Origin of the sequence: Coprococcus comes ATCC 27758 (assembly GCF_025149785.1) — a bacterium.
Taxonomy (GTDB): Bacteria; Bacillota; Clostridia; order Lachnospirales; family Lachnospiraceae; genus Allocoprococcus; species Allocoprococcus comes.
The window spans coordinates 2,297,189-2,317,320 of sequence record NZ_CP102277.1; the positions used below are offsets into that span (position 1 = coordinate 2,297,189).

Here is a 20,132-nt window from a genome sequence, read left to right on the forward strand (position 1 = left end):
TAAGTCAACATTTATTCTCAATAATTTATATTTTTATAATATTTTTCACAAACAAATAATTAAATGCCTAATTATTATTTTCTCATATTAAAACACTACGAAAATCAAAAAAGGACTCTTCTGCCATTTTCTGTGCAAAAAAGTCCTTATCATTTACCATATCTGCCTTACCTGTAAAGCTTTATTCAATTTTTCACAAATTACATATCTTGCAGGAATGCCTTCACATTTTCCTCTTTTGTCGCCCAGGAAGTGCATAATCGGATCACACTATGGGTCTCATCGTACCTTTCCTGATAAGTTACGCCATATTTTTGACGGATTTCCTGCAATTTGGCATCTTCCACAATAATGAACTGCTGGTTGGTATTGCTGTCCATGAAGAATTCATATCCTTTTTCTTTCAGTCCGTCTTTCAAAAGCATTGCCATATCAATCGCATGTTTGGAGATTTCAAAATAAAGACCATCTTTAAAAAGCTCCAGGAACTGAACGCCAAGCAGTCTTCCTTTTGCAAGCATTCCACCTTTTTGTTTAATGCAGTAACGAAAATCTTGCTTTAGACATGGATTTGTGATAACCACAGCTTCTCCGAACAATGCACCGACCTTTGTTCCTCCAATATAGAATACATCACAACACTTTGCAATATCCGGAAGTGTCACATCTGTTCCCGGTGCCATCAGCCCATAACCCATTCTTGCCCCATCCAGGAAAAGATAAAGTCCACATTCCTTACATACAGTAGAAATATTTTCAAGTTCATTCTTTGTATACAATGTTCCTACCTCTGTCGGATGTGAAATATAAACCATCTTTGGCTGTACAATATGTTCACGAGACTCATCACTCCAGTGCAGGTCGTAATATTCCTTGATCTGCTGTCCTGTAATTTTTCCTTCCTTTGAAGGAAGTGCCAGAACTTTGTGTCCGGTCGCTTCTACAGCCCCGGTCTCATGGACATTGATATGTCCGCTGTCTGCGCAGAGCACTCCCTGAAATGGACGCAGAATAGAAGAAATTACTGTAAAATTCGTCTGGGTTCCTCCCACCAGAAAATGAACATCTGCCTCCGGTGCTTCACACACCTTCTTAATTGCTTCTCTCGCTTCTTCACAGTAAGGATCTTCCCCATATCCTACTGTCTGCTCCATATTGGTCTCGGCAAGCTTCTCGATAATTCTCGGATGTGCCCCTTCTGTGTAATCGCTAGTAAACAAAATCATTTCAACATACCCTCTACTTTCTCTTTTAATTCTTTTGTAGCCTGCTCAATATCCGGCTGTCCAAAAACTGCACTGATCACGGCAACTCCACAGATTCCGTTTCCGGCAAGCTCTGTCACATTCTCTTCCGTGATTCCCCCAATTGCCACAACCGGAATCTCCACCTTCTCACAGATTTCTTTCAAAATCTTATGATCCAGCTTTGTTGCATCTGCCTTTGATGTCGTGCCAAAGACTGCACCGACTCCCAGATAATCGGCTCCATGTGCCTGCGCCTTTAGCGCCTGCTCCACCGTCTTTGCCGTAACACCGATGATCTTGTCCTCACCCAGTGTTTTCCGCACATCAAGAGCTTCCATATCGCTCTGCCCCACATGCACACCATCGGCATCTACCTTCTTTGCAATCTCAACATTGTCATTGATCACAAATGGTACATGGTAGGATTTACAGAGTCTGGCAATCTCTTTTGCTTCTGCCAGAAACTCTTCCTCACCCAGATTTTTTTCCCTGAGCTGGATAAATGTAGCCCCGCCTTTCAGCGCTTTTTCCACCTGGCTGTACAGGCTTTCTCCATTCAGCCAGTGACGGTCTGTTACCGCATACAGAACCATATCTTTCTTATCTAATCTCATATTTTGCACCTTCTTCCAATTCTTTTCCTTCCATATTATAAATCGCATCGATGATCCGATTACGGTAGGTTGCATTTCCATCTCCCGGCTGCATATATTTCCAGCCAGTCTCACCGGCAAGCCCCATGGCACAGACCGCTGCTGCCGCTGCTTCCAGATTATTCTCCGGATTCGCCGCAAGGAATGCCGTCATCATCCCGGAAAGCTGACACCCGGTTCCGGTGATCCGTCCCATCTCCGGCCGTCCGTTCCGGATCACAAAGCACCTCTTTGCATCACTTACAAGGTCTATTCCTCCAGTCACAGCAATCACGGAACCTGTCCTTCTGGAAAAATCCTTTATAAACGGAATCATTTTCTCCAGATTCTGCTCCGTCAGTGTATCTGCCTCGTCTGCATCCACACCACTCGTTGTACCATGTCCTGCTGCTAAGGTCTTGATCTCAGAAATATTTCCCCGGATCACATCAAACTGAATATCACGTATCAGATTCAGTGCCGCCTCTGTTCGGAACGAACTCGATCCTGCTCCGACCGGATCCAGCAACACTTTATGATGCAGCTCGTTGGATTTCTTTCCTGCTTTTTGCATACTTTCAATCTTGCGCGGATTTAACATTCCCATATTGATATTCAGTCCCTGACAGATGGATGTGATCTCTTCAATATCAGTCGGCTCATCTGACATAATCGGACTTGCACCGCAGGCAAGAACCATATTTGCCACATCATTGATCGTCACATAATTTGTGATATTGTGTATCAGTGGTGCTTTTTTTCGTACTTCATCCAGATAGTTTCCAAGCATTCTTTTCCTCCGGTAAATCATATTATTTCTTATATCTTTAAAATTGTCTCTATAATTATAAAAAGACAGATATATGTCTGCCTTTCTTCTTTTCACTATTTCTTATTATACTCTTGATTTTCTGAAATGCAATCTGCATTTACCTGAAACATATGTCATTTCCATTCTCATCCCTGTATCCGGCAGATCTATAAAAGACTTCTCCAGATAACAACCGGGGCAGATGCTTTTTCACATCCGCCCCGACTTCTTATTCACATGTTCACATGAATTTCAATATTCTATTTGCTTTCTGCTGCTTTCTTGCTCATCTCCGGTTTTACAATGAAGATTACCAGAAGAAGTCCAATCAGAGTAACGACTGCTGCTGTCCAGAATACAGATTTTACACCATTCTGGATCAGTGCTACATTGGTCGGATCAGCTGATGTACTTGCATTATATGCGACTGCAAATACTGCAACTGCAATTGTTCCTGAAAGTGAGTTTGCGAAGTTAACCAGAGAAGTTCCGATTCCCATATCTTCCGGTGCCAGCATTGCCTGTGCTGTTGGCGTAATGGATACAGCACGGAAGCTTTCAGCAATACCTGTAACTGCAAGTGCTACAAAATAAATCATGATCGAAGCACCTGAATTTGTTACCAACGCCATCACAGCCATCGGGATCATTGCAAGACTTGTACCAATTACCATTGCTTTCCATGCATTGGCAGCTTTCTTTCCTACCCATGCACCTGCGATAGTAGGAAGAATGATTGTAATCAGTGTACGAGGCATCTGCAGTGCACCTGCTGCACTCGTGGATGCTCCCATAACCTGCATGGCACCGATCGGTGCATAATAGTTCATGGCATTCTGATAGAAATAGCAGATAAATCCTACAATAAGGAGTACTGTGTAGTTTTTATTTTTAAATAATTTCATTGGAATCAACGGCTCTGCAGCTTTATTTTCAATCTTAACAAGTGCAATAAGAGCAATGATACCAATTACAAGACCTGCAAGAATCATTGGATTTGTCCATCCCATAGAAGATCCAAAGTTCAGTGCAAGCAGAATTCCGCAAAGTGATATGATGAGTGCGATCATCCCCGGAACATCAATCGTAACCTTTCCTTCTCTTTTCTGATTCGGCATGTTCATTCCAATCAGTACTATACCAAGAATAAGTGGAATTGCCGGCATAAGGATTGCCACAGTCAATAATCCCATATCTGTTAAAATACCTGCGATGATACTTCCTCCAAATCCACCAACAGCGATTGCGGTTGCAAGCATACCCATTGCCTTTGGTACATCTTTTCTTTCATTGATAAGACCTGCGATAATGTATGGTGCTGCTGTAAATGCGCCCTGTGCAAGGCTGACAATCAGTCTGAGGATCATCAGTGGAATCAGAGATCTCACAAATGCAAATGCAAAACCTGCAAGTGCACAGATAATTCCAGGAATCACTACAATGTTTCTTCTACCAATAAGGTCACCTAATTTTCCTCCGATCGGAGTCATAATCGATACACCGATCGCACCTACGATAGAGAAGAGTCCTACATATCCCATCGCATCAACTTTTTCAAGGATAGGTGCTGTTAACGTTGCAAATACCAGTCCATACATTGCTACAGAAAGCATCATGCAGATACATCCGATCTGAACCAAGTTTTTCTTTGCCTTCGGAAGCGGAATCGCAACCTGTGGCTGTTCCTGAGCCTGCTGTTCTTTACTCATATTCTTTTCCTCCTGTTCTTAAAGAAACCTTTACTCTCTATTTGTTATTTTTAAGCCACTGTGAAGCGCAATGGGCAAGACAAGCTGCTCCGATCGGGCAAACATCTTCATTAAACTGTGCTTTCGGATGATGTGCCGGATACTGTCCTCTTTCATCCAGATATCCTGCTGACAGATACATAAATGTACTTGGAACCTTTTCAGCGATCACTGCGAAATCTTCAGAAGCACTTGCAGAAATTCCCGGATATGGTGTGAGTCCCGGAATTCCAAGCTCCTGCATATATCCAACCACTTCGTCGGTAAGCTTCGGATTGCAGATCAGCGGAGGAACTTCTGAGATCATCTCAATATCAACGGTTCCGTTATATACAGCTGCTGTCTTTTCAGCGACTTCTTTCATTCTGCGGACCAGAAGTTCTCTTGCTTCCGGCTTATTGGTACGGATCGTTCCCTGGAGAACAGCGGTCTCAGGAATGATGTTTGCTGCAGTTCCGCCTGCAAACTGTCCGATTGTAAGTACACAGGAATGTGTCGGATCACTTTCTCTTGCGATCAGTTCCTGCAATGCAAGATGGATATGAACTCCGATGTTGATCGGGTCAACTCCTACATGTGGATAAGCACCATGGGATCCTTTTCCATGGATGGTGATCTTAAATCCATCTACAGAATACATCATCGTATCCTTATCATTGTACATAAAAAGTCCGATTGGCATTTTTCCCGGTGATACATGGTATGCAAGTGCTGCATCAACCGGAGGATTCTCAAGAATACCATTCTCGATCATATTCTTGCTTCCTTCAAAAGTCTCTTCTGCCGGCTGGAACATGAATTTGATAGTTCCTTCCAGTGTATCTTCTTTTTCTTTCAGCATCTTTGCTGCTGTAAGAAGCATTGCAGCGTGGAAATCATGTCCGCATGTATGTGCTTCTTTTCCTGTAGGACATGCAAATTCTTCTCCGCTTTCTTCCGGCATCGGAAGTGCATCCATATCTGCTCTCAGAAGAAGAACCTTTCCCCCTTTGCCGAGTGTAGCTGTTACCCCGTAGCCACAATCCTTCGGCTCAAGTCCGTATTCTGTCAGCTTTTCCATAACATAAGCTTTGGTCTTTGGAAGATCCAGACCAGTTTCAGCATTTTTGTGGATGTGTCTGCGGTTTGCAATTGTTTCATCCTTTAATTCCAATGCTCTTTCATAGTAATTCATACTAAGCCCTCCTTTAACTTTGTTCCTGCCATTTACATTAAAAATACTGTTCTACTTTTAGAATATTTACAGAACATTTTTATTAGTTTTTGGAATATTTACAGAATAGTTATCATGATTACATAATACCAACTTCTAAAATTTTAGTCAATAATATTACAGAATATTCTTGATTTTCGTTGTTTTTACCTATTTAATCGTTATTTTTTTAATTTTCAGAATATTATGGTTGATTTATGGAAGATAATTTTATATGATACTTTTTGAGAGGTGAAAGAAAATGAGAAGAAAAATTGTGGCTATTACCAGCCAGTACTTAAAGGAACCTATCTCGCAGATCGTCTCAGAACTAAAACTAAACTGCGACATCCAGGTGGTTTCCTACAACAAATTTGACACAATATCAGAAGTTTACGATTCTTACGCCGGGGACACTGACGGATTTCTTATCAGTGGTAAGATCGCAAAAGCTGCCATTGAGTCAACTGCGCACGCTTATAACCGTCCGATTGTATCCTTTGAAATTGATATAGCCGGTCTGTACCGTGCTCTTTTGAATCTGCTGATTTCCAACCGGGATCTGGATATGGACCGGATTATTCTGGATTTCCTGATTCCGATCGATGGTGGCTGTACTGCAACCGCTTTCCTTAAGGAGCTGGACATTGATACAGTTCCACCACATATTAACAACTGGACCAAGGCACTGACCCGCACCAGTATCAGTACGATTGAAAATCATGTCCTTTCAGAGCTGATCCGTATGTGGAACAACAATGAAATGGATATGGTTCTCTGTCAGTACAGTAATATCCTGCCGGAGCTTCGTGCGCACGGGATCCCGACAATCTATCCGCTGCCAAGTGTCAGCCATATCCGGGATCTTGCAAATGAACTTCTGTCCACGATTGAGCTGGAGCACATGCGTTCCAACCTTCCGGTTATCATCAATGTATCTCCCCGTAGTTCGACAGATAACACACCGGAAAATATCCAGCAGATCTATGTCTGTATGGAAGATTTCTTTAAAAAGAATCTGATGAATTGTATCTCTCAGAAAGTGGATAATCACTGCAGTGCCCTGACCACTGTGGAAATGCTGCAGCATATTACACACAATAACAAGGTCTGCGAACTGAATGAATTTCTCACCGGCAAACTGCATTTTGAATGTGCTGTAGGATACGGAATCGGGGCAAATTTTGACAATGCGATCCGTAATTCTGTAAATGCCCGCAAAGAGGCTGTTCAGTTTGGAAAAAGTTTTATCCAGAATGAAAACGGGGATATGATCGGACCCCTTGGTTCATCCGACCGAAGAGTGATCCAGAATCAGTATGTGCAGAATCTTGGAAAGATTGCAAAGCAGTGTAATCTTTCACCGGTTACGATCAAGAAAGTCCTTGCCAGTACGCATGCTGCCGGATCAAATAAGATTACAACGCACGAGCTTGCCGAACGTATGGGAAGTACGGTGAGAAATGCGAACCGGATTATTCAGAATCTGGAAAATGGAGGAGTCGCGAAGCTCGCTTATACGCAGACGACCAATGCGAAGGGGCGGCCGGTTAAGGTATACGAACTTTATTTTAATTTCTAAAGAAATATATTGATTTACAAAAATATAGGTTGTGTCAACATCAGACAAAAATAATTCCCACCAGATTCTTTGTGCAAACAATTGAATCTGGTGGGAATTATAGAATATAAAAAATCTCCCGGAACTACTTCCGAGAGGTTTCTACAGGGGATGACAGAATCGAACTGCCGCTAAGAGTTTTGGAGACTCCTGTCATACCATTTGACCAATCCCCTATTTGATTTTATGATCTAAAAAAGACCACTTGTTATTTATAGCACAGTGGTCTTTTTTTGTCAATGAATTATTTTAGTTTTTCGCATTTTTTCGCATTTCATTAAGATGCAGGATTCTCTGGTTGCGGCTTCCGCGGAATTCCAGGGTGAGATCTTTTTCGGCTTCGATGAACTCGCCGTCTACGAGGGTATCGATACAGGCGAGCATCTTGTCAGTGTATTCGGTGTAGACTTTTCCGCCGGGGATGAGGTCTACATCATAGAGATATCCGGTGTAGCACCAGACATTTTTCTCCGGGTAGCTTTCTTTGATCTTTTGCAGGAGTCCTGCGAGTTCTTTCTGATTCTCCGGCTCAAAGGGTTCTCCACCGAGGAGGGAAAATCCCTGGATATATGCCGGTTTAAGTGCTTCCAGGATCTCTGCTTCTACTTCTTTGGTATATGGATTGCCGTAATTGAAATCCCAGGTCTCGGAATTGAAGCATCCTTTGCAATGATGCCGGCAGCCGGATACGAAAAGGCTGACCCTGACGCCGGTTCCATTTGCGATATCGTAATTTTTGATTGTTCCGTAATTCATATCTTTATACTTCCCTTTTTCTCATTATAGCAGTACTACTCTGCTGTCCATTCTTACTCTTCTTATCAATTATAGCAAATCACACCTGAAAATCAACTACTATTGTCCTCCGGTAAAGCACGATTCCAACCGCTCCGGCGGTCTTTTGACTCCTCCAAATGCTGTGATAAGTGCTACTACGATTTGTCCGCATACGGTCGCCCAAGCAACTGCTTTTTTGCAAAAATAATATTAGCGTTTTACAGCCAGATCCATTATACTATACTTATAAACACCCAAAATGTGAAAGGTAGATCAATCCAATGGCAGGAAAACTATTTTAACTGCCCCCACAAGCAAAGGAGGGATTCTCATGACGAAAAAAGCAGCGCCAAAAATTTATTTTATTCTGTTACTTTTGTTTATTATGCTTACTGGCTGCTCAGACAAAAAGGCATCTGAATCAGCCGTAAGTCCGGAAGCCGAAGCAGTAATTACTGCAATGTTTACTGCACCAAATGAAGAATTATACTCTCCGGATGCTTCTAATGTAATCGGTGAAAATACTGATGCAAATTCTGATGATGCTTTCGCCAATTCTGAGAAAATTCTTGAGAACTGGAACAAGCTTGTAGGAAAATATTTTGAGAACGACCGATTAGAATATTTTGTTTCAACCTATGGTCAGACCTATCTGTCAGAGGCAGCTGTTAATAATACCAAAATAGCTGTAAAAGATATTTCGCTTGACTCCAAAACAGATGATTCCGAAACTGTTCTTGTTACTTTTTTAGTCGATAAGGAGGAAGTAGTCGAAAAAATATATTTTTCTTATGACCAGGATGGTTTGATAAAAGACGTTTATCCAATTAATTTTAAATAATTTATAATAAAGGACACGGCTTCGCCAAGCGAAAGCCGTGTCCTTTATTATATCTTCTCACTATTTTTTCAAAAACATTTCCATCCTTACAGATGCAGTACCCTGTCCTTAATCTCCTGGGTCCTTCCCTGATTCCAGAACTGGGTTCCGATATATCCACAGGTTCTTCTCGCTACAAAGAGCTTATCCTGATCCCGGTTGCCACAGTTCGGGCATTCCCATACCAGCTTTCCGGTCTCGTCCTCGATGATCTTAATCTCTCCGTCATAGCCGCAGACTTCACAGAAATCACTCTTGGTATTCAGCTCTGCATACATGATATTCTCATAAATGTACTGTAATACGGAAAGTACCGCCGGAATATTGGTCTGCATATTCGGTACTTCGATATAGCTGATCGCCCCACCCGGTGAAAGCTTCTGAAATTCCGATTCAAATTTCAATTTGCTGAACGCATCAATTTTTTCGGTAACATGTACATGATAACTGTTGGTAATATAGTTCTTATCTGTAACGCCCGGAATGATTCCGAAACGCTTCTGCAGACATTTTGCAAACTTGTATGTGGTAGATTCCATCGGTGTGCCGTATACGGAATAGCTGATATTTTCTGCTTCTTTCCATTCTTTACATTTATCATTCAGGCGCTGCATAACTGCCAGTGCAAATGGCTTCGCCTCCGGATCTGTATGGGATTTGCCAAGCATCCGCATACACATCTCATAAAGTCCTGCATAGCCAAGAGAAATGGTGGAATATCCGTCAAATAACAGCTTGTCAATCGTCTCACCCTTTTTCAGACGGGCAAGTGCCCCGTTCTGCCACAGGATTGGTGCAACATCTGAAACGGTTCCGAGAAGGCGTTCATGTCTGCACCGAAGTGCTCTGTGACAAAGCTCCAGTCTCTCATCCAGGATTTCCCAAAAACGTTCCATATTGCCCTCTGCTGAACATGCCACGTCAACCAGGTTGATCGTTACAACCCCCTGATTGAAACGTCCATAGAACTTATGACTTCCGTCTGCATTTCTCTGGGAATCTTCTACGGTAAGGAATGAGCGGCACCCCATGCACGGATAAACATCTCCGTTTTTCAGTTCTTTCATGATCTTTGCAGAAATATAATCCGGCACCATACGCTTTGCCGTACATTTTGCAGCCAGCTCAGTCAGATACCAGTATTTGGAATCCTCGGTAATATTATCTTCATCCAGTACATAGATCAGCTTCGGGAACGCCGGTGTGATCCATACACCCTTTTCATTCTTAACACCCTGCATACGCTGCTTCATCACTTCTTCGATGATCATCGCAAGGTCATCCCTGGTTCTTCCTTCCGGAACCTCATCCAGATACATGAATACCGTTACGAAAGGTGCCTGTCCGTTACAGGTCATCAGTGTGATCAGCTGATACTGGATCGTCTGGATTCCGCTCTGTACTTCAGTACGAAGCCTTCTCTCTGTGATCTTGTCGATGATCGCATCATCCAGAACCTCTCCGGATTCTATTCTTTCTTCAATGACACTCTTGCGGAGCTTCTGACGGCTTACATCTACGAATGGTGCAAGATGTGACAGCGTAAATGACTGTCCGCCATACTGGTTACTTGCAACCTGTGCAACGATCTGTGTGGTCACATTACACGCGGTAAAGAAACTATGTGGTTTCTCGATCATCGTCTCGCTGATGACAGTTCCGTTCTGGAGCATATCCTCCAGGTTGATCAGATCACAGTTGTGCTCTTTTTGCGCAAAATAGTCCATATCATGAAAATGAATGATTCCTTCTTCGTGTGCACGGACGATTTCCTCCGGAAGAAGGACTCTCTTGGTAAGGTCCTTGCTGACCTCTCCTGCCATGTAATCTCTCTGTGTAGAATTGATCACAGGATTCTTATTGGAGTTCTCCTGCTTTACTTCCTCGTTCATATGATCGATCAATGCAAGAATTCCGTTATCCGTTGTATTCGACTTTCTGGTTAATTCTCTCTTATAGCGATAGCGGACATACTTCTGGGCAACCTCATAACCACGCATCTCCATAATGCCGGTCTCAACCATATCCTGGATGTCCTCCACATTCACTGCATGCGTAAATTCCTCTGCCTGCTGTGCAATCTTCTCCGCAATTGCAATGATCTGAAAGTCATTCATCCTGTGGATGTTCTCAACCTCTTCATTCGCTTTTTTGATCGCATTCACAATCTTCTCCAGCCGGAAGTCTACTTCCTCACCGTTTCTTTTGATTACTCTCGTCTTTACTTCCAAATCCATCCCAACTTTCTCCTAACTTTGTTCCATCGCTCCACAAAATATAGTGTCACTTTTAAGTTTCTCCACTATATTTTGCGCTCTGTAGTATATGATACCCCATATTCACGAAAATGAAAAGGGGGATTTTTGTTTTTTTTATGTTATTTTTTTATCTTGCCATTTTCCAGATTCGGTCTTAAGAATTCTTCTTTCGCATACTCCCAGATCGCTTCTGAGCCTTTTGCCGTATTCCGGTTACGGTTCAGGATCTGTTCAATATGAACATCGTGTTCCTCCCACGCTTTGCCGTCTGTAGCCGCATTTAACATGATCGGCTGGATATTGTCCATCGTCCGGGCAAACTTCGACTCAGCAGTCTCCTGTGCCTCAAATTCCTCCCAGAGCGCCCGAAATTCCTTTCCCTGCTTTTCCGGAAGAAGTCCGAAAATCCGGTCCGCAGCCTTCACTTCCCGTTCTCTCTGCGTCTTCTTCGCATCTTCATCATAGGCATAGGTATCCCCCGCATCAATTTCTACAATATCATGGATCAAAAGCATCGTCACTGTCTTAAGAACATCGATCTTCTCATCGGCATATCCCGCAAGCAGAACCGTCATGATTGCCATATGCCACGCATGCTCCGCGTCATTCTCCTTACGCACCCCATCCGTCAGATATGTCTGCCTTCCAATAAATTTTTCCTTATCAATCTCCCGAAAGAAATTAAATAATTGCGTAAGCTCCTCTTTTTCCACGTTTTTGCTCCTTCTATGATGAAATACACTCTATTTGAACACCTAAAAATCCTTTTTCTCAGTACACGCACACTGTTATATATTCTACCACAAACTACCCTGTATCGGAACTTTTATTTTGTAAAAGATTGTACCATTTTTCCCAATAAATTTTGTCAAAAATTCCGTATTGAAAAAGCGCGCAATCTGTAGTAGATTACGCGCTTCCACATAAATTTGTTTCCTATTTACCATTTTTTTCGCTTCGACACCTTCAACCGGTTCATCGCCCTTGAAAGCGAAGCCTGTGTCCGGTAATATTCCTGTATACTCTGTTTCTGACGAAGCTTTTCTTCTGCATACTCCATCTGCTCCTGGGCATGTCTGGCATCGATATCCTCCGGTTTCTCTGCCGTCTGCACCAGCATCGTCACACGGTTGTTGACGATCTCAAGGAATCCGGCTCCGACCGCAAGGTTCACCCATTCGCCTTCTTCAAACTGAAGCATTGCCTCACCGATCACCACAGCGATCACCATATCTTCATGGTGCGGAAGAATTTCCATTCCACCGCCGTCCGGTACCGGCACGATCATCTTTCTGCAACGTCCTTCATAGAATACCCGGTCACTGGAAATGATTTTAAGTCCAAATGTATCCATACCTGGCACCTCTATTCTGCTTTTTCAGCCTTTGCCTTCTCGATGACTTCATCAATCGTTCCTACATTGAAGAATGCATTCTCCGGATACTCATCCATTTCTCCGTCGAGGATCATCTTAAATCCTCGGATCGTCTCTTTCAGAGGTACATATTTTCCCGGAACTCCGGTAAATGTCTCTGCAACGAAGAATGGCTGGGAGAGGAATTTCTGAATCTTTCTTGCTCTCATAACCGTTGCCTTGTCTTCATCGGAAAGCTCTTCCATACCAAGAATTGCGATGATATCCTGCAGCTCTTTGTATTTCTGCAGAACCTCTGTTACACGGTTTGCAACTTCATAATGTTCTTCTCCGACAATATCCGCCTCCAGAATACGGGAGTTAGATTCCAGTGGATCAACTGCCGGGTAAATACCCTGTTCTACAACCTTACGGGAGAGTACGGTTGTTGCATCCAGATGAGCAAATGTAGTTGCCGGTGCCGGGTCTGTAAGGTCATCGGCAGGGACATAAACAGCCTGTACGGATGTGACAGAACCATTCTTTGTAGATGCGATCCTCTCCTGCAGTTCACCCATTTCAGTTGCCAGTGTCGGCTGATAACCTACGGCTGATGGCATACGTCCAAGAAGTGCGGATACTTCGGAACCTGCCTGTGTAAAACGGAAAATATTATCAATGAAAAGAAGCACATTCTGATGTTCTTTATCACGGAAATATTCAGCCATTGTAAGTCCTGTCTCAGCGACACGCATACGTGCTCCAGGTGGTTCGTTCATCTGACCAAACACTAAGGCTGTCTTATCCAGAACTCCGGATGCTTTCATTTCTGTCCAGAGGTCGTTACCTTCACGGGAACGTTCTCCAACACCGGTAAAGATGGAATATCCGCCGTGCTCTGTGGCTACGTTACGGATCAGTTCCTGGATCAGTACAGTCTTACCTACACCGGCACCGCCGAACAGACCGATCTTACCACCTTTTGCATAAGGTGCAAGCAGGTCGATAACCTTGATTCCGGTTTCCAGGATTTCTACAACCGGGCTCTGGTCTTCAAATGACGGCGGATCTCTGTGGATCACCCAGTGTTCGGTATCTTCTTTGATTTCTTCGCCATTGTCGATGGTTTCTCCAAGTACGTTGAACAGACGTCCAAGGGTCTGCTCTCCAACCGGTACTTTAATTCCAGAACCGGTAGCGGTTACTTCCATGTCCTTGCAAAGTCCTTCACTTGCTGCCAGCATCAGACAACGAACCTCATCATTTCCCAGATGCTGCGCAACTTCCATAATACAGGTTTTTCCGTTGTTCTCCACCTGCAGGGCATCTTTGATGCACGGCAGATTTCCGTCTTCAAATACAACGTCAACAACTGGTCCCATGACCTGTACAATACGTCCTTTATTCATACCTGTTTTCACTTCCTTTTCCGTTTCTGGGCTTTGGCACCTGCACAAACCTCAGTAATTTCCTGTGTGATCGCAGCCTGCCTTGCCCTGTTATATATAATAGAAAGATCTTTGATGATTTCCTGCGCGCTGTCTGTTGCTGATTGCATTGCTGTCATTCGCGCATTGTGTTCGCTTGCATATGCCTCTACCAGACATCCATAGATCATACCAACCACGTAGTTTGGTACGATGCTGTCCAGAACAGCCTCTGCTGATGGATAAAGCGCGATCGCCTCTCTATGGATGTTAAGCGGCATTTTCATTTCATTAAATGAAGATCTCTCAAGCGGCAGGATCTTCATTTTTTCAACCGTTGTCAGCATCGAATTTTCCATTCTGGTGTAAACGATGTAGACCTCGTCCAGTTCACCTCTCTCATACTGGGAAAGAATCACTTCCGCGATATCTCTTGCCCTGTGCATGGTCGGTTTCTGCACAGTATAAAGGAAATTGGTGTCAATTTCCACACCCTTATTCGCATAATAGTGTCTGCCAAGCTCACCGACTACGAACAGCTTATGCTCTCCCGGTTCCTCCAGGATCTCATCCTCCACCTTGACAATGTTGTGGTTGTAAGCTCCTGCAAGTCCTTTATCCGCAGTAATGACAATGGAACCTATCTTTCGTTTCTCTTTTGGAATCTCTTCCCGCACATCAAAATACCGGTGCTCGATCTCAGGAATATGCCTCAGGATTCTGGAAATCTCTCCCTGAAGTCCGTAAAAGTACGGCTCTGAATCTGTCAGCTTTTTCTTCGCCTGTCTCATCTTGGTAGACGAGATCATATACATGGCGTTCGTGATCTTCATCGTATCTTTGACGCTGTTGATTCGAGTCTGTATTTCTCTGATATTTGCCATATTAACACCTGCTGTCTTTGAATTCCTTCGCTGTTTCCACAATCTTTGCAGCCAGTTCATCGGACAGAGCCTTTGTCTGCTCAATCTCTTCACTGATTTCCGGATGAACTGTTGCAAAATAATTCAGCATATCCATCTGGAATTTCTTAACCTCTTTTACCGGAATTCCCAGAAGCACTTTATTTCGTGCTGCGCAGAGGGTGATGACCATCTCATGCATGGACATTGGATGTCCGAGTGGCTGTTTCAGAAGTTCCATCAGACCAGATCCATATTCCAGCTGTTCCTTTGTTGCTGCATCCAGATCGGAACTGAACTGTGTGAATACTTCCATCTCACGATACTGTGCAAGATCGATACGGATACTTCCGGCTGCCTTCTTCATTGCCTTTGTCTGTGCTGCACCACCAACACGGGATACGGAAAGACCTACGTTAACCGCCGGTCTCATTCCTGAGAAGAACAGATCACTTTCCAGGAAGATCTGTCCATCTGTAATGGAAATGACGTTGGTCGGAATGTATGCAGATACATCTCCTGCCTGTGTCTCGATGATTGGAAGTGCTGTGATCGAACCGCCTCCCATTTCATCGCTTAAACGGCTTGATCTCTCAAGCAGTCTTGAATGCAGATAGAAAACATCTCCAGGATAAGCTTCACGTCCCGGTGAACGTCCAAGAAGCAGGGACAGCGCACGGTATGCAACTGCGTGCTTTGAAAGATCATCGTAAACGATCAGGACATCTTTTCCTTTATGCATGAAATGTTCTGCAATCGCGGTTCCTGCATATGGTGCAATATACTGAAGCGGTGCACAGTCACTTGCTGTTGATGCTACTACGATGGTGTAATCCATTGCGCCGCCGTTTTTAAAAGTATTGACAACCTTTGCGATCGTTGATGCTTTCTGACCGATTGCTACATAGATACAGATGACATCCTTACCCTTCTGATTCAAAATCGTGTCTGTAGCAATGGAAGTCTTTCCTGTCTGACGGTCTCCAATGATCAACTCTCTCTGTCCACGTCCGATCGGGAACATAGAATCGATAGAAAGGATTCCTGTTTCCATTGGAACGCTGACGGATTTACGGTCTACAATTCCTGGTGCTTCATTTTCAATCGGTCTGTAATCTTCTGCTTCGATTTCTCCCGCTCCGTCAATCGGAGCTCCAAGTGCATTTACGACACGTCCGATAAATTTATCGCCAACCGGTACTCCGGCTTTCTTTTTGGTACGCATCACTTTCGTACCTTCTTTGATCTCTACATCTGATCCGAACAGGATGCAGCCGATCGTATCTTTCTGAATGTCCTGAACCATACCTTTCAGTCCATTTTCAAATGTCACGATTTCTCCGTACATTGCATGCTCTATTCCATAGATATTTGCAATTCCGTCACCGACAGAGACAACCGTACCGACCTCGCTGTCTTTACTGATCTGATCAAAGTTCTCTATTTCATTTTTCAGAATAGAAATAATTTCATCTGAGCTAATTGAACTCACTTTGTTCACCTCCAGGTCAATTTTTGCTCTAATCTCGATAATCTTCCTTTCAGACTCCAGTCATATTCATCATCACCGGTCTTTAAGATAAATCCACCAAGTAATGCCGGATCTTTGACTATCTCGATCTTCACATCTGTCTTATGGTACTTCTCACAAAGAAATTCTCTGATTTTCTCAAGCCGCTTTTCATCTGGTGCTTCCACACAGGTAAGCGTTGCCATCTGGATTCCTTCCTGCATTTTACAGTATCTGTCATAAGCAAAAAGAATCTGACTGATCTCGCTCATTCTCTGATTACGGCATACAACCTTGAGAAAGTTTTTTATTTCTTCCGGGAAAATCTTGTCGATCGAACTTAATTTTTCCCGCATCGGTACCACCGGACTTGCAAATGTTTCTTCAAGCACCGGTACTTCTTCAAAAAGCTTTTCAGTCTCTCCTACCGCTTCTTTTGAAATTCCAAGCTCATATAAAACATGTGCATACTGTTTTGCCGAAGGGCTACAGCAATACTCTTTATTTAACCTCTTTATTGACATGAGCATCACCTGCACCTTTCAGAAACTGATCATATATATCCTGATTTCCTTTTGTGTCATCCACAATCTTACGTGCTGCCTGCATTGCCAGTCCTGCGATCTCACTTTGCAGATCATTCATGGTCTGTTTGCGTTCATTTTCAATCGTCTTTCTGGCATCTTTCAGGATTCCTACGGCTTCCGTATTGGCTTCCTGAAGGATACGCTCTGATTCTCCGGCTGCAGTTTTCTTAGCTTTTTCCACGATCTGAATGGATTCTGCCTTTGCTCCTTCCAGAGCCTTTTCATATTCCGCTTTCAGTCTCGCCGCTTCTTCCTGACTATCACTGGCATTTTTCAGTCCGTCAGCAATCATTTTTTCACGTTTTTCCATAATTCCCATTACTGGTTTGAATAAGAATTTTTTCAGCAAAAGATAAAAGACAATCAGGTTGATGATCGTAAAGAGAAGGCTTACATTAAACTGTATCACCTGTCCCACCTGCCTTTCTTCATTTTACTTTTCTTATTTCAGCATTAAGATGATAAGAAGTCCGATAATGAAACCGTAAATAGCGGTTGCCTCTGCAAGTGCACAACCCAGGATCAGGTTCTTGCTGATCTTGCTTTCTGCTTCCGGCTGTCTTGCGATCGCGTCTACTGCTTTACCTGTTGCAAGGCTGATTCCAAGTCCTGCTCCTAAACCTGTTAAAACTGCTACTGCTGCTCCAATTGCTACTAACATAATCTTAATCTCCTTTTTTCTTATAGATTTGTGTTTCTTCTGTCATTTCGGGATTATTCCTGCTCCTCATTCATGAAAAGTGCTGTCAGGAATACGAATACATATGCCTGCAGGAATCCATCGAAAATATCGAAGTAAAAACTAAATGGTATCGGGATAAGAACCGGAGCCACTGCTTTTAAAAGCTCCATGATAACAAACGCTCCCAATACATTACCGAACAGACGCATGCAAAGTGATAATGGTCTGATCACAATCTCCAGAACCATAATTGGTGCTACGAATGGTACCGGCTTTGCAAAATGCGCCGCCCAGTGCTTAAATCCATTCTTCCGGATTCCGGAAAATTCAATCAGGCACATACTCATGATCGCAAGTGCTGCTGTTACATTGAGGTCTTTTGTCGGTGACTTAAATCCGAACAGACCAATGATATTGGCTATCCCAATATAGATAAGCACTGTAATCAGATACGGAATATATTTCCTGTTTTCTTTTCCCATGATGTCTTCAAAGAAGTCCAGTCCTTTTCCTATTGCGGATTCCAATAAAAGCTGAACCTTTCCCGGATTTTCGACGCTCAAGCTTCGGACAAATATGATACAAAGTCCTACGATTACCGCCATGATGATCCAGGTAACTACGACCGACTCTTTTACCGGTATTCCGCCGAATATCGGGATCGTAAACACTGTCTCGCAGTTCAGCTCTTCTAACAGAGTCTCTGTTAAATGTTCCGTATCGCTCCCTCCCTTTCGTTTTATTTATTCTTATTTTATAGTACTTTTCAGAGCGTCCTCTAAAAGTCATGCTTATATTACGCTCACACTTTTTCTTTGTCAATATTTTCAGCTTTTGTAGATTGTACAGTAAAAAAACCAATTTTTTTATCTATTTTCACTATCTTCATCTGTTTTTCTTTTATTTTCTTTAGCTGTTTTTACTTCTATTTTTTGACACTTTTTTTAGTTTGTAGCATTCGAGATTCTTTTTTGACGGATTTTGTGCTTTTGTGCAGTTGAATTTTTGGCATTTTTTACAATTATTTTCTTTTATTTTTATGCACTATGTATAGTGACTATGTCGAATATATATATCTAGCGGGATGATTATTTTGTTTTGGAAATGAAGAGTTGATTTGGACTTGCGCTATCACCATTCCGCACTTGGTCCATTAGATAAAAAAAGGACTCAAACTGAGTCCTTCAAGTTACAGGGGATGACAGAATCGAACTGCCGCTAAGAGTTTTGGAGACTCCTGTCATACCATTTGACCAATCCCCTATATGAAATTGTTGATTGCTGAAGCAACCATGGACTATAATAACACAATGGCTGCTTCCTGTCAATCATTTATTCAATATTTCCTTTGCGTCCTTTGCAAATAATTTCTTCGCACAGGTTTCACTTACAGATTGCCCCTGCTGATCTGATCGATCTTTTTCAGTTCTTCCCGGGTGAACTTCGTATTCTGCACAATCTCCACATTCTGAATGATCTGCTCCGGTCTGGACGCTCCGATCAGCACACTGGTCACATCCTCATCTTTCAGGATCCAGCTCAGTGCCATCTGTGCAAGAGACTGTCCTCTCTCACCTGCCATCTTGTTCAGAGCCTCGATCTGCGCAAGCTTTTCTTTCGTCAATGCATCGGCATGTAGAAACCTTCCATCCACAGCAATCCGGCTGTCTGACGGTATTCCGTGCAGATATTTATCTGTCAGAAGCCCCTGTGCCAGCGGACTAAATGCAATGATTCCTTTTCCCATCTGGTTCGCCGTCTTTTTCAAGCCGTTCTGTTCAATCGTCCGGTCAAAAATGGAATACCGGTTCTGGTTAATGACAAACGGACATTTCAGATCTTCCAGAATCTCCGCTGCACGTACCATTGTCGGACCATCATAGTTAGAAATTCCGACATAAAGTGCCTTCCCACTCTTTACGATGGAATCGAGTGCTCCCATGGTTTCTTCCAGTGGGGTATTCGGATCCATTCTGTGATGATAGAAGATATCTACATAATCCATCTCCATTCTCTTCAGGCTCTGGTCAAGGCTTGCGAGCAGATACTTTCTGCTTCCCCAGTTCCCGTAAGGTCCCGGCCACATATCATAGCCTGCCTTGGTACTGATGATCATCTCGTCCCTGTATGGTGCAAAGTCTTCTTTTAAAATCTTCCCAAAATTCTTCTCAGCACTTCCGTATTCCGGTCCATAGTTATTCGCAAGATCGAAATGGGTGATTCCCAGATCAAATGCTGTCCTCAACATTGCCTTCATATTCTCCGGATCCGCATTGGTTCCAAAATTGTGCCAGAGTCCTAAAGAAACTGCCGGCAGCAAAAGCCCGCTTTTCCCACAACGGTTATATACCATGGTATCATATCTCTCAGATGATGCTGTATACATAATTCATTTTCTCCTTCATTATCTCTGAATTGAAACTTTACTATTTCTTTTACAGATTTCTCTTATCAGATATGATACCTTTTTCCTGCATAAATGTCCAGTAAATCCCGGCATCTGC

19 protein-coding genes and 2 tRNA genes are annotated in these 20,132 nt (G+C 43.1%); 2 read left to right on the top strand and 19 right to left on the bottom strand.

Going from position 1 to position 20,132, the window contains the following annotated elements; translation table 11 throughout:
- Positions 1-200: 200 nt before the first annotated feature.
- The 5 genes from NQ556_RS11380 to NQ556_RS11400 all read right to left on the bottom strand — a co-directional run bounded on the left by NQ556_RS11380 (position 201) and on the right by NQ556_RS11400 (position 5,612).
- Positions 201-1,226: a threonine aldolase family protein gene (locus NQ556_RS11380; RefSeq protein WP_008374402.1), complete on the bottom strand. Its 1,026-nt coding sequence runs from the start codon at positions 1,224-1,226 to the stop codon at positions 201-203.
- On the bottom strand, positions 1,223-1,861 hold the full coding sequence (gene thiE / locus NQ556_RS11385; RefSeq protein WP_008374400.1) for a thiamine phosphate synthase: 639 nt from the start codon (positions 1,859-1,861) through the stop codon (positions 1,223-1,225). The genes NQ556_RS11380 and thiE overlap by 4 nt, the downstream gene beginning before the upstream one ends.
- Complete coding sequence (gene thiM, locus NQ556_RS11390; protein WP_022220107.1) at positions 1,848-2,669, bottom strand: hydroxyethylthiazole kinase; 822 nt, start codon at positions 2,667-2,669, stop codon at positions 1,848-1,850. The genes thiE and thiM overlap by 14 nt, the downstream gene beginning before the upstream one ends.
- Before the next feature lie 281 nt (positions 2,670-2,950).
- Positions 2,951-4,399, bottom strand: a complete 1,449-nt coding sequence (locus NQ556_RS11395) for an MFS transporter (protein WP_204576042.1) — start codon at positions 4,397-4,399, stop codon at positions 2,951-2,953.
- Positions 4,400-4,436: 37 nt separating this feature from the next.
- The gene (locus tag NQ556_RS11400) at positions 4,437-5,612 is read right to left on the bottom strand and encodes a M20 family metallopeptidase (RefSeq protein ID WP_008374392.1); all 1,176 of its coding nucleotides are present in this window, start codon (positions 5,610-5,612) and stop codon (positions 4,437-4,439) included.
- 280 nt (positions 5,613-5,892) lie between these two features.
- Between NQ556_RS11400 and NQ556_RS11405 the strand changes: the two genes are divergently transcribed.
- Positions 5,893-7,212, top strand: a complete 1,320-nt coding sequence (locus NQ556_RS11405) for a hypothetical protein (protein ID WP_008374390.1) — start codon at positions 5,893-5,895, stop codon at positions 7,210-7,212.
- 144 nt (positions 7,213-7,356) lie between these two features.
- On the opposite strand, the gene NQ556_RS11410 is transcribed toward NQ556_RS11405, so the two are convergent.
- Both NQ556_RS11410 and nrdG read right to left on the bottom strand, forming a co-directional pair.
- A tRNA-Trp gene (locus NQ556_RS11410) sits at positions 7,357-7,427 on the bottom strand.
- A 73-nt stretch (positions 7,428-7,500) separates the two neighbouring features.
- Positions 7,501-8,007, bottom strand: a complete 507-nt coding sequence (gene nrdG, locus NQ556_RS11415) for an anaerobic ribonucleoside-triphosphate reductase activating protein (RefSeq protein WP_008374388.1) — start codon at positions 8,005-8,007, stop codon at positions 7,501-7,503.
- Positions 8,008-8,359: 352 nt separating this feature from the next.
- On the opposite strand from nrdG, the gene NQ556_RS11420 reads away from it, so the two are divergent.
- Positions 8,360-8,869 carry a hypothetical protein gene (locus NQ556_RS11420; RefSeq protein ID WP_008374385.1) on the top strand — a complete coding sequence of 170 codons (510 nt, stop codon included), beginning with the start codon at positions 8,360-8,362 and terminating at the stop codon, positions 8,867-8,869.
- Positions 8,870-8,955: 86 nt separating this feature from the next.
- Here the strand turns inward: NQ556_RS11420 and nrdD are convergent, their stop codons facing one another.
- The 12 genes from nrdD to mgrA all read right to left on the bottom strand — a co-directional run bounded on the left by nrdD (position 8,956) and on the right by mgrA (position 20,014).
- Positions 8,956-11,145, bottom strand: a complete 2,190-nt coding sequence (nrdD, locus tag NQ556_RS11425; RefSeq protein WP_008374382.1) for an anaerobic ribonucleoside-triphosphate reductase — start codon at positions 11,143-11,145, stop codon at positions 8,956-8,958.
- 140 nt (positions 11,146-11,285) lie between these two features.
- Positions 11,286-11,879: an HD domain-containing protein gene (locus NQ556_RS11430; RefSeq protein ID WP_008374380.1), complete on the bottom strand. Its 594-nt coding sequence runs from the start codon at positions 11,877-11,879 to the stop codon at positions 11,286-11,288.
- A gap of 227 nt (positions 11,880-12,106) precedes the next feature.
- Positions 12,107-12,520 (bottom strand): ATP synthase F1 subunit epsilon, encoded by a 414-nt coding sequence (gene atpC, locus NQ556_RS11435; protein ID WP_055156446.1) that lies wholly within the window; start codon positions 12,518-12,520, stop codon positions 12,107-12,109.
- A gap of 11 nt (positions 12,521-12,531) precedes the next feature.
- On the bottom strand, positions 12,532-13,929 hold the full coding sequence (gene atpD / locus NQ556_RS11440) for a F0F1 ATP synthase subunit beta (protein ID WP_022220893.1): 1,398 nt from the start codon (positions 13,927-13,929) through the stop codon (positions 12,532-12,534).
- A gap of 8 nt (positions 13,930-13,937) precedes the next feature.
- Complete coding sequence (gene atpG, locus NQ556_RS11445) at positions 13,938-14,831, bottom strand: ATP synthase F1 subunit gamma (RefSeq protein WP_008374377.1); 894 nt, start codon at positions 14,829-14,831, stop codon at positions 13,938-13,940.
- A gap of 1 nt (position 14,832) precedes the next feature.
- On the bottom strand, positions 14,833-16,341 hold the full coding sequence (gene atpA, locus NQ556_RS11450; RefSeq protein WP_022220892.1) for a F0F1 ATP synthase subunit alpha: 1,509 nt from the start codon (positions 16,339-16,341) through the stop codon (positions 14,833-14,835).
- Positions 16,342-16,346: 5 nt separating this feature from the next.
- Positions 16,347-16,883 carry an ATP synthase F1 subunit delta gene (atpH, locus tag NQ556_RS11455; RefSeq protein ID WP_008374375.1) on the bottom strand — a complete coding sequence of 179 codons (537 nt, stop codon included), beginning with the start codon at positions 16,881-16,883 and terminating at the stop codon, positions 16,347-16,349.
- A complete protein-coding gene (atpF, locus tag NQ556_RS11460) occupies positions 16,861-17,355 on the bottom strand; it encodes a F0F1 ATP synthase subunit B (protein ID WP_022220891.1) in 495 nt (164 codons plus the stop codon). The genes atpH and atpF overlap by 23 nt, the downstream gene beginning before the upstream one ends.
- Positions 17,356-17,388: 33 nt before the next feature.
- Positions 17,389-17,607: an ATP synthase F0 subunit C gene (gene atpE / locus NQ556_RS11465; RefSeq protein WP_008374373.1), complete on the bottom strand. Its 219-nt coding sequence runs from the start codon at positions 17,605-17,607 to the stop codon at positions 17,389-17,391.
- A 53-nt stretch (positions 17,608-17,660) separates the two neighbouring features.
- Complete coding sequence (locus NQ556_RS11470; protein ID WP_081445281.1) at positions 17,661-18,326, bottom strand: F0F1 ATP synthase subunit A; 666 nt, start codon at positions 18,324-18,326, stop codon at positions 17,661-17,663.
- A gap of 494 nt (positions 18,327-18,820) precedes the next feature.
- Positions 18,821-18,891 (bottom strand) — tRNA-Trp (locus NQ556_RS11475).
- A 124-nt stretch (positions 18,892-19,015) separates the two neighbouring features.
- Positions 19,016-20,014: an L-glyceraldehyde 3-phosphate reductase gene (gene mgrA, locus NQ556_RS11480; protein ID WP_279381016.1), complete on the bottom strand. Its 999-nt coding sequence runs from the start codon at positions 20,012-20,014 to the stop codon at positions 19,016-19,018.
- Positions 20,015-20,132: the final 118 nt, after the last annotated feature.

What these genes read in the sequence shown, in the direction of transcription:
- atpC (WP_055156446.1), bottom strand. Translation starts at nt 12,520, where the DNA reads ATGGATACATTTGGACTTAAAATCATTTCCAGTGACCGGGTATTCTAT.
- mgrA (WP_279381016.1), bottom strand. Translation starts at nt 20,014, where the DNA reads ATGTATACAGCATCATCTGAGAGATATGATACCATGGTATATAACCGT.
- NQ556_RS11405 (WP_008374390.1), top strand. Translation starts at nt 5,893, where the DNA reads ATGAGAAGAAAAATTGTGGCTATTACCAGCCAGTACTTAAAGGAACCT.
- thiM (WP_022220107.1), bottom strand. Translation starts at nt 2,669, where the DNA reads ATGCTTGGAAACTATCTGGATGAAGTACGAAAAAAAGCACCACTGATA.
- NQ556_RS11395 (WP_204576042.1), bottom strand. Translation starts at nt 4,399, where the DNA reads ATGAGTAAAGAACAGCAGGCTCAGGAACAGCCACAGGTTGCGATTCCG.
- atpE (WP_008374373.1), bottom strand. Translation starts at nt 17,607, where the DNA reads ATGTTAGTAGCAATTGGAGCAGCAGTAGCAGTTTTAACAGGTTTAGGA.
- NQ556_RS11400 (WP_008374392.1), bottom strand. Translation starts at nt 5,612, where the DNA reads ATGAATTACTATGAAAGAGCATTGGAATTAAAGGATGAAACAATTGCA.
- NQ556_RS11420 (WP_008374385.1), top strand. Translation starts at nt 8,360, where the DNA reads ATGACGAAAAAAGCAGCGCCAAAAATTTATTTTATTCTGTTACTTTTG.
- thiE (WP_008374400.1), bottom strand. Translation starts at nt 1,861, where the DNA reads ATGAGATTAGATAAGAAAGATATGGTTCTGTATGCGGTAACAGACCGT.
- atpD (WP_022220893.1), bottom strand. Translation starts at nt 13,929, where the DNA reads ATGAATAAAGGACGTATTGTACAGGTCATGGGACCAGTTGTTGACGTT.
- NQ556_RS11380 (WP_008374402.1), bottom strand. Translation starts at nt 1,226, where the DNA reads ATGATTTTGTTTACTAGCGATTACACAGAAGGGGCACATCCGAGAATT.
- atpH (WP_008374375.1), bottom strand. Translation starts at nt 16,883, where the DNA reads ATGTCAATAAAGAGGTTAAATAAAGAGTATTGCTGTAGCCCTTCGGCA.
- atpG (WP_008374377.1), bottom strand. Translation starts at nt 14,831, where the DNA reads ATGGCAAATATCAGAGAAATACAGACTCGAATCAACAGCGTCAAAGAT.
- nrdG (WP_008374388.1), bottom strand. Translation starts at nt 8,007, where the DNA reads ATGAATTACGGAACAATCAAAAATTACGATATCGCAAATGGAACCGGC.
- nrdD (WP_008374382.1), bottom strand. Translation starts at nt 11,145, where the DNA reads ATGGATTTGGAAGTAAAGACGAGAGTAATCAAAAGAAACGGTGAGGAA.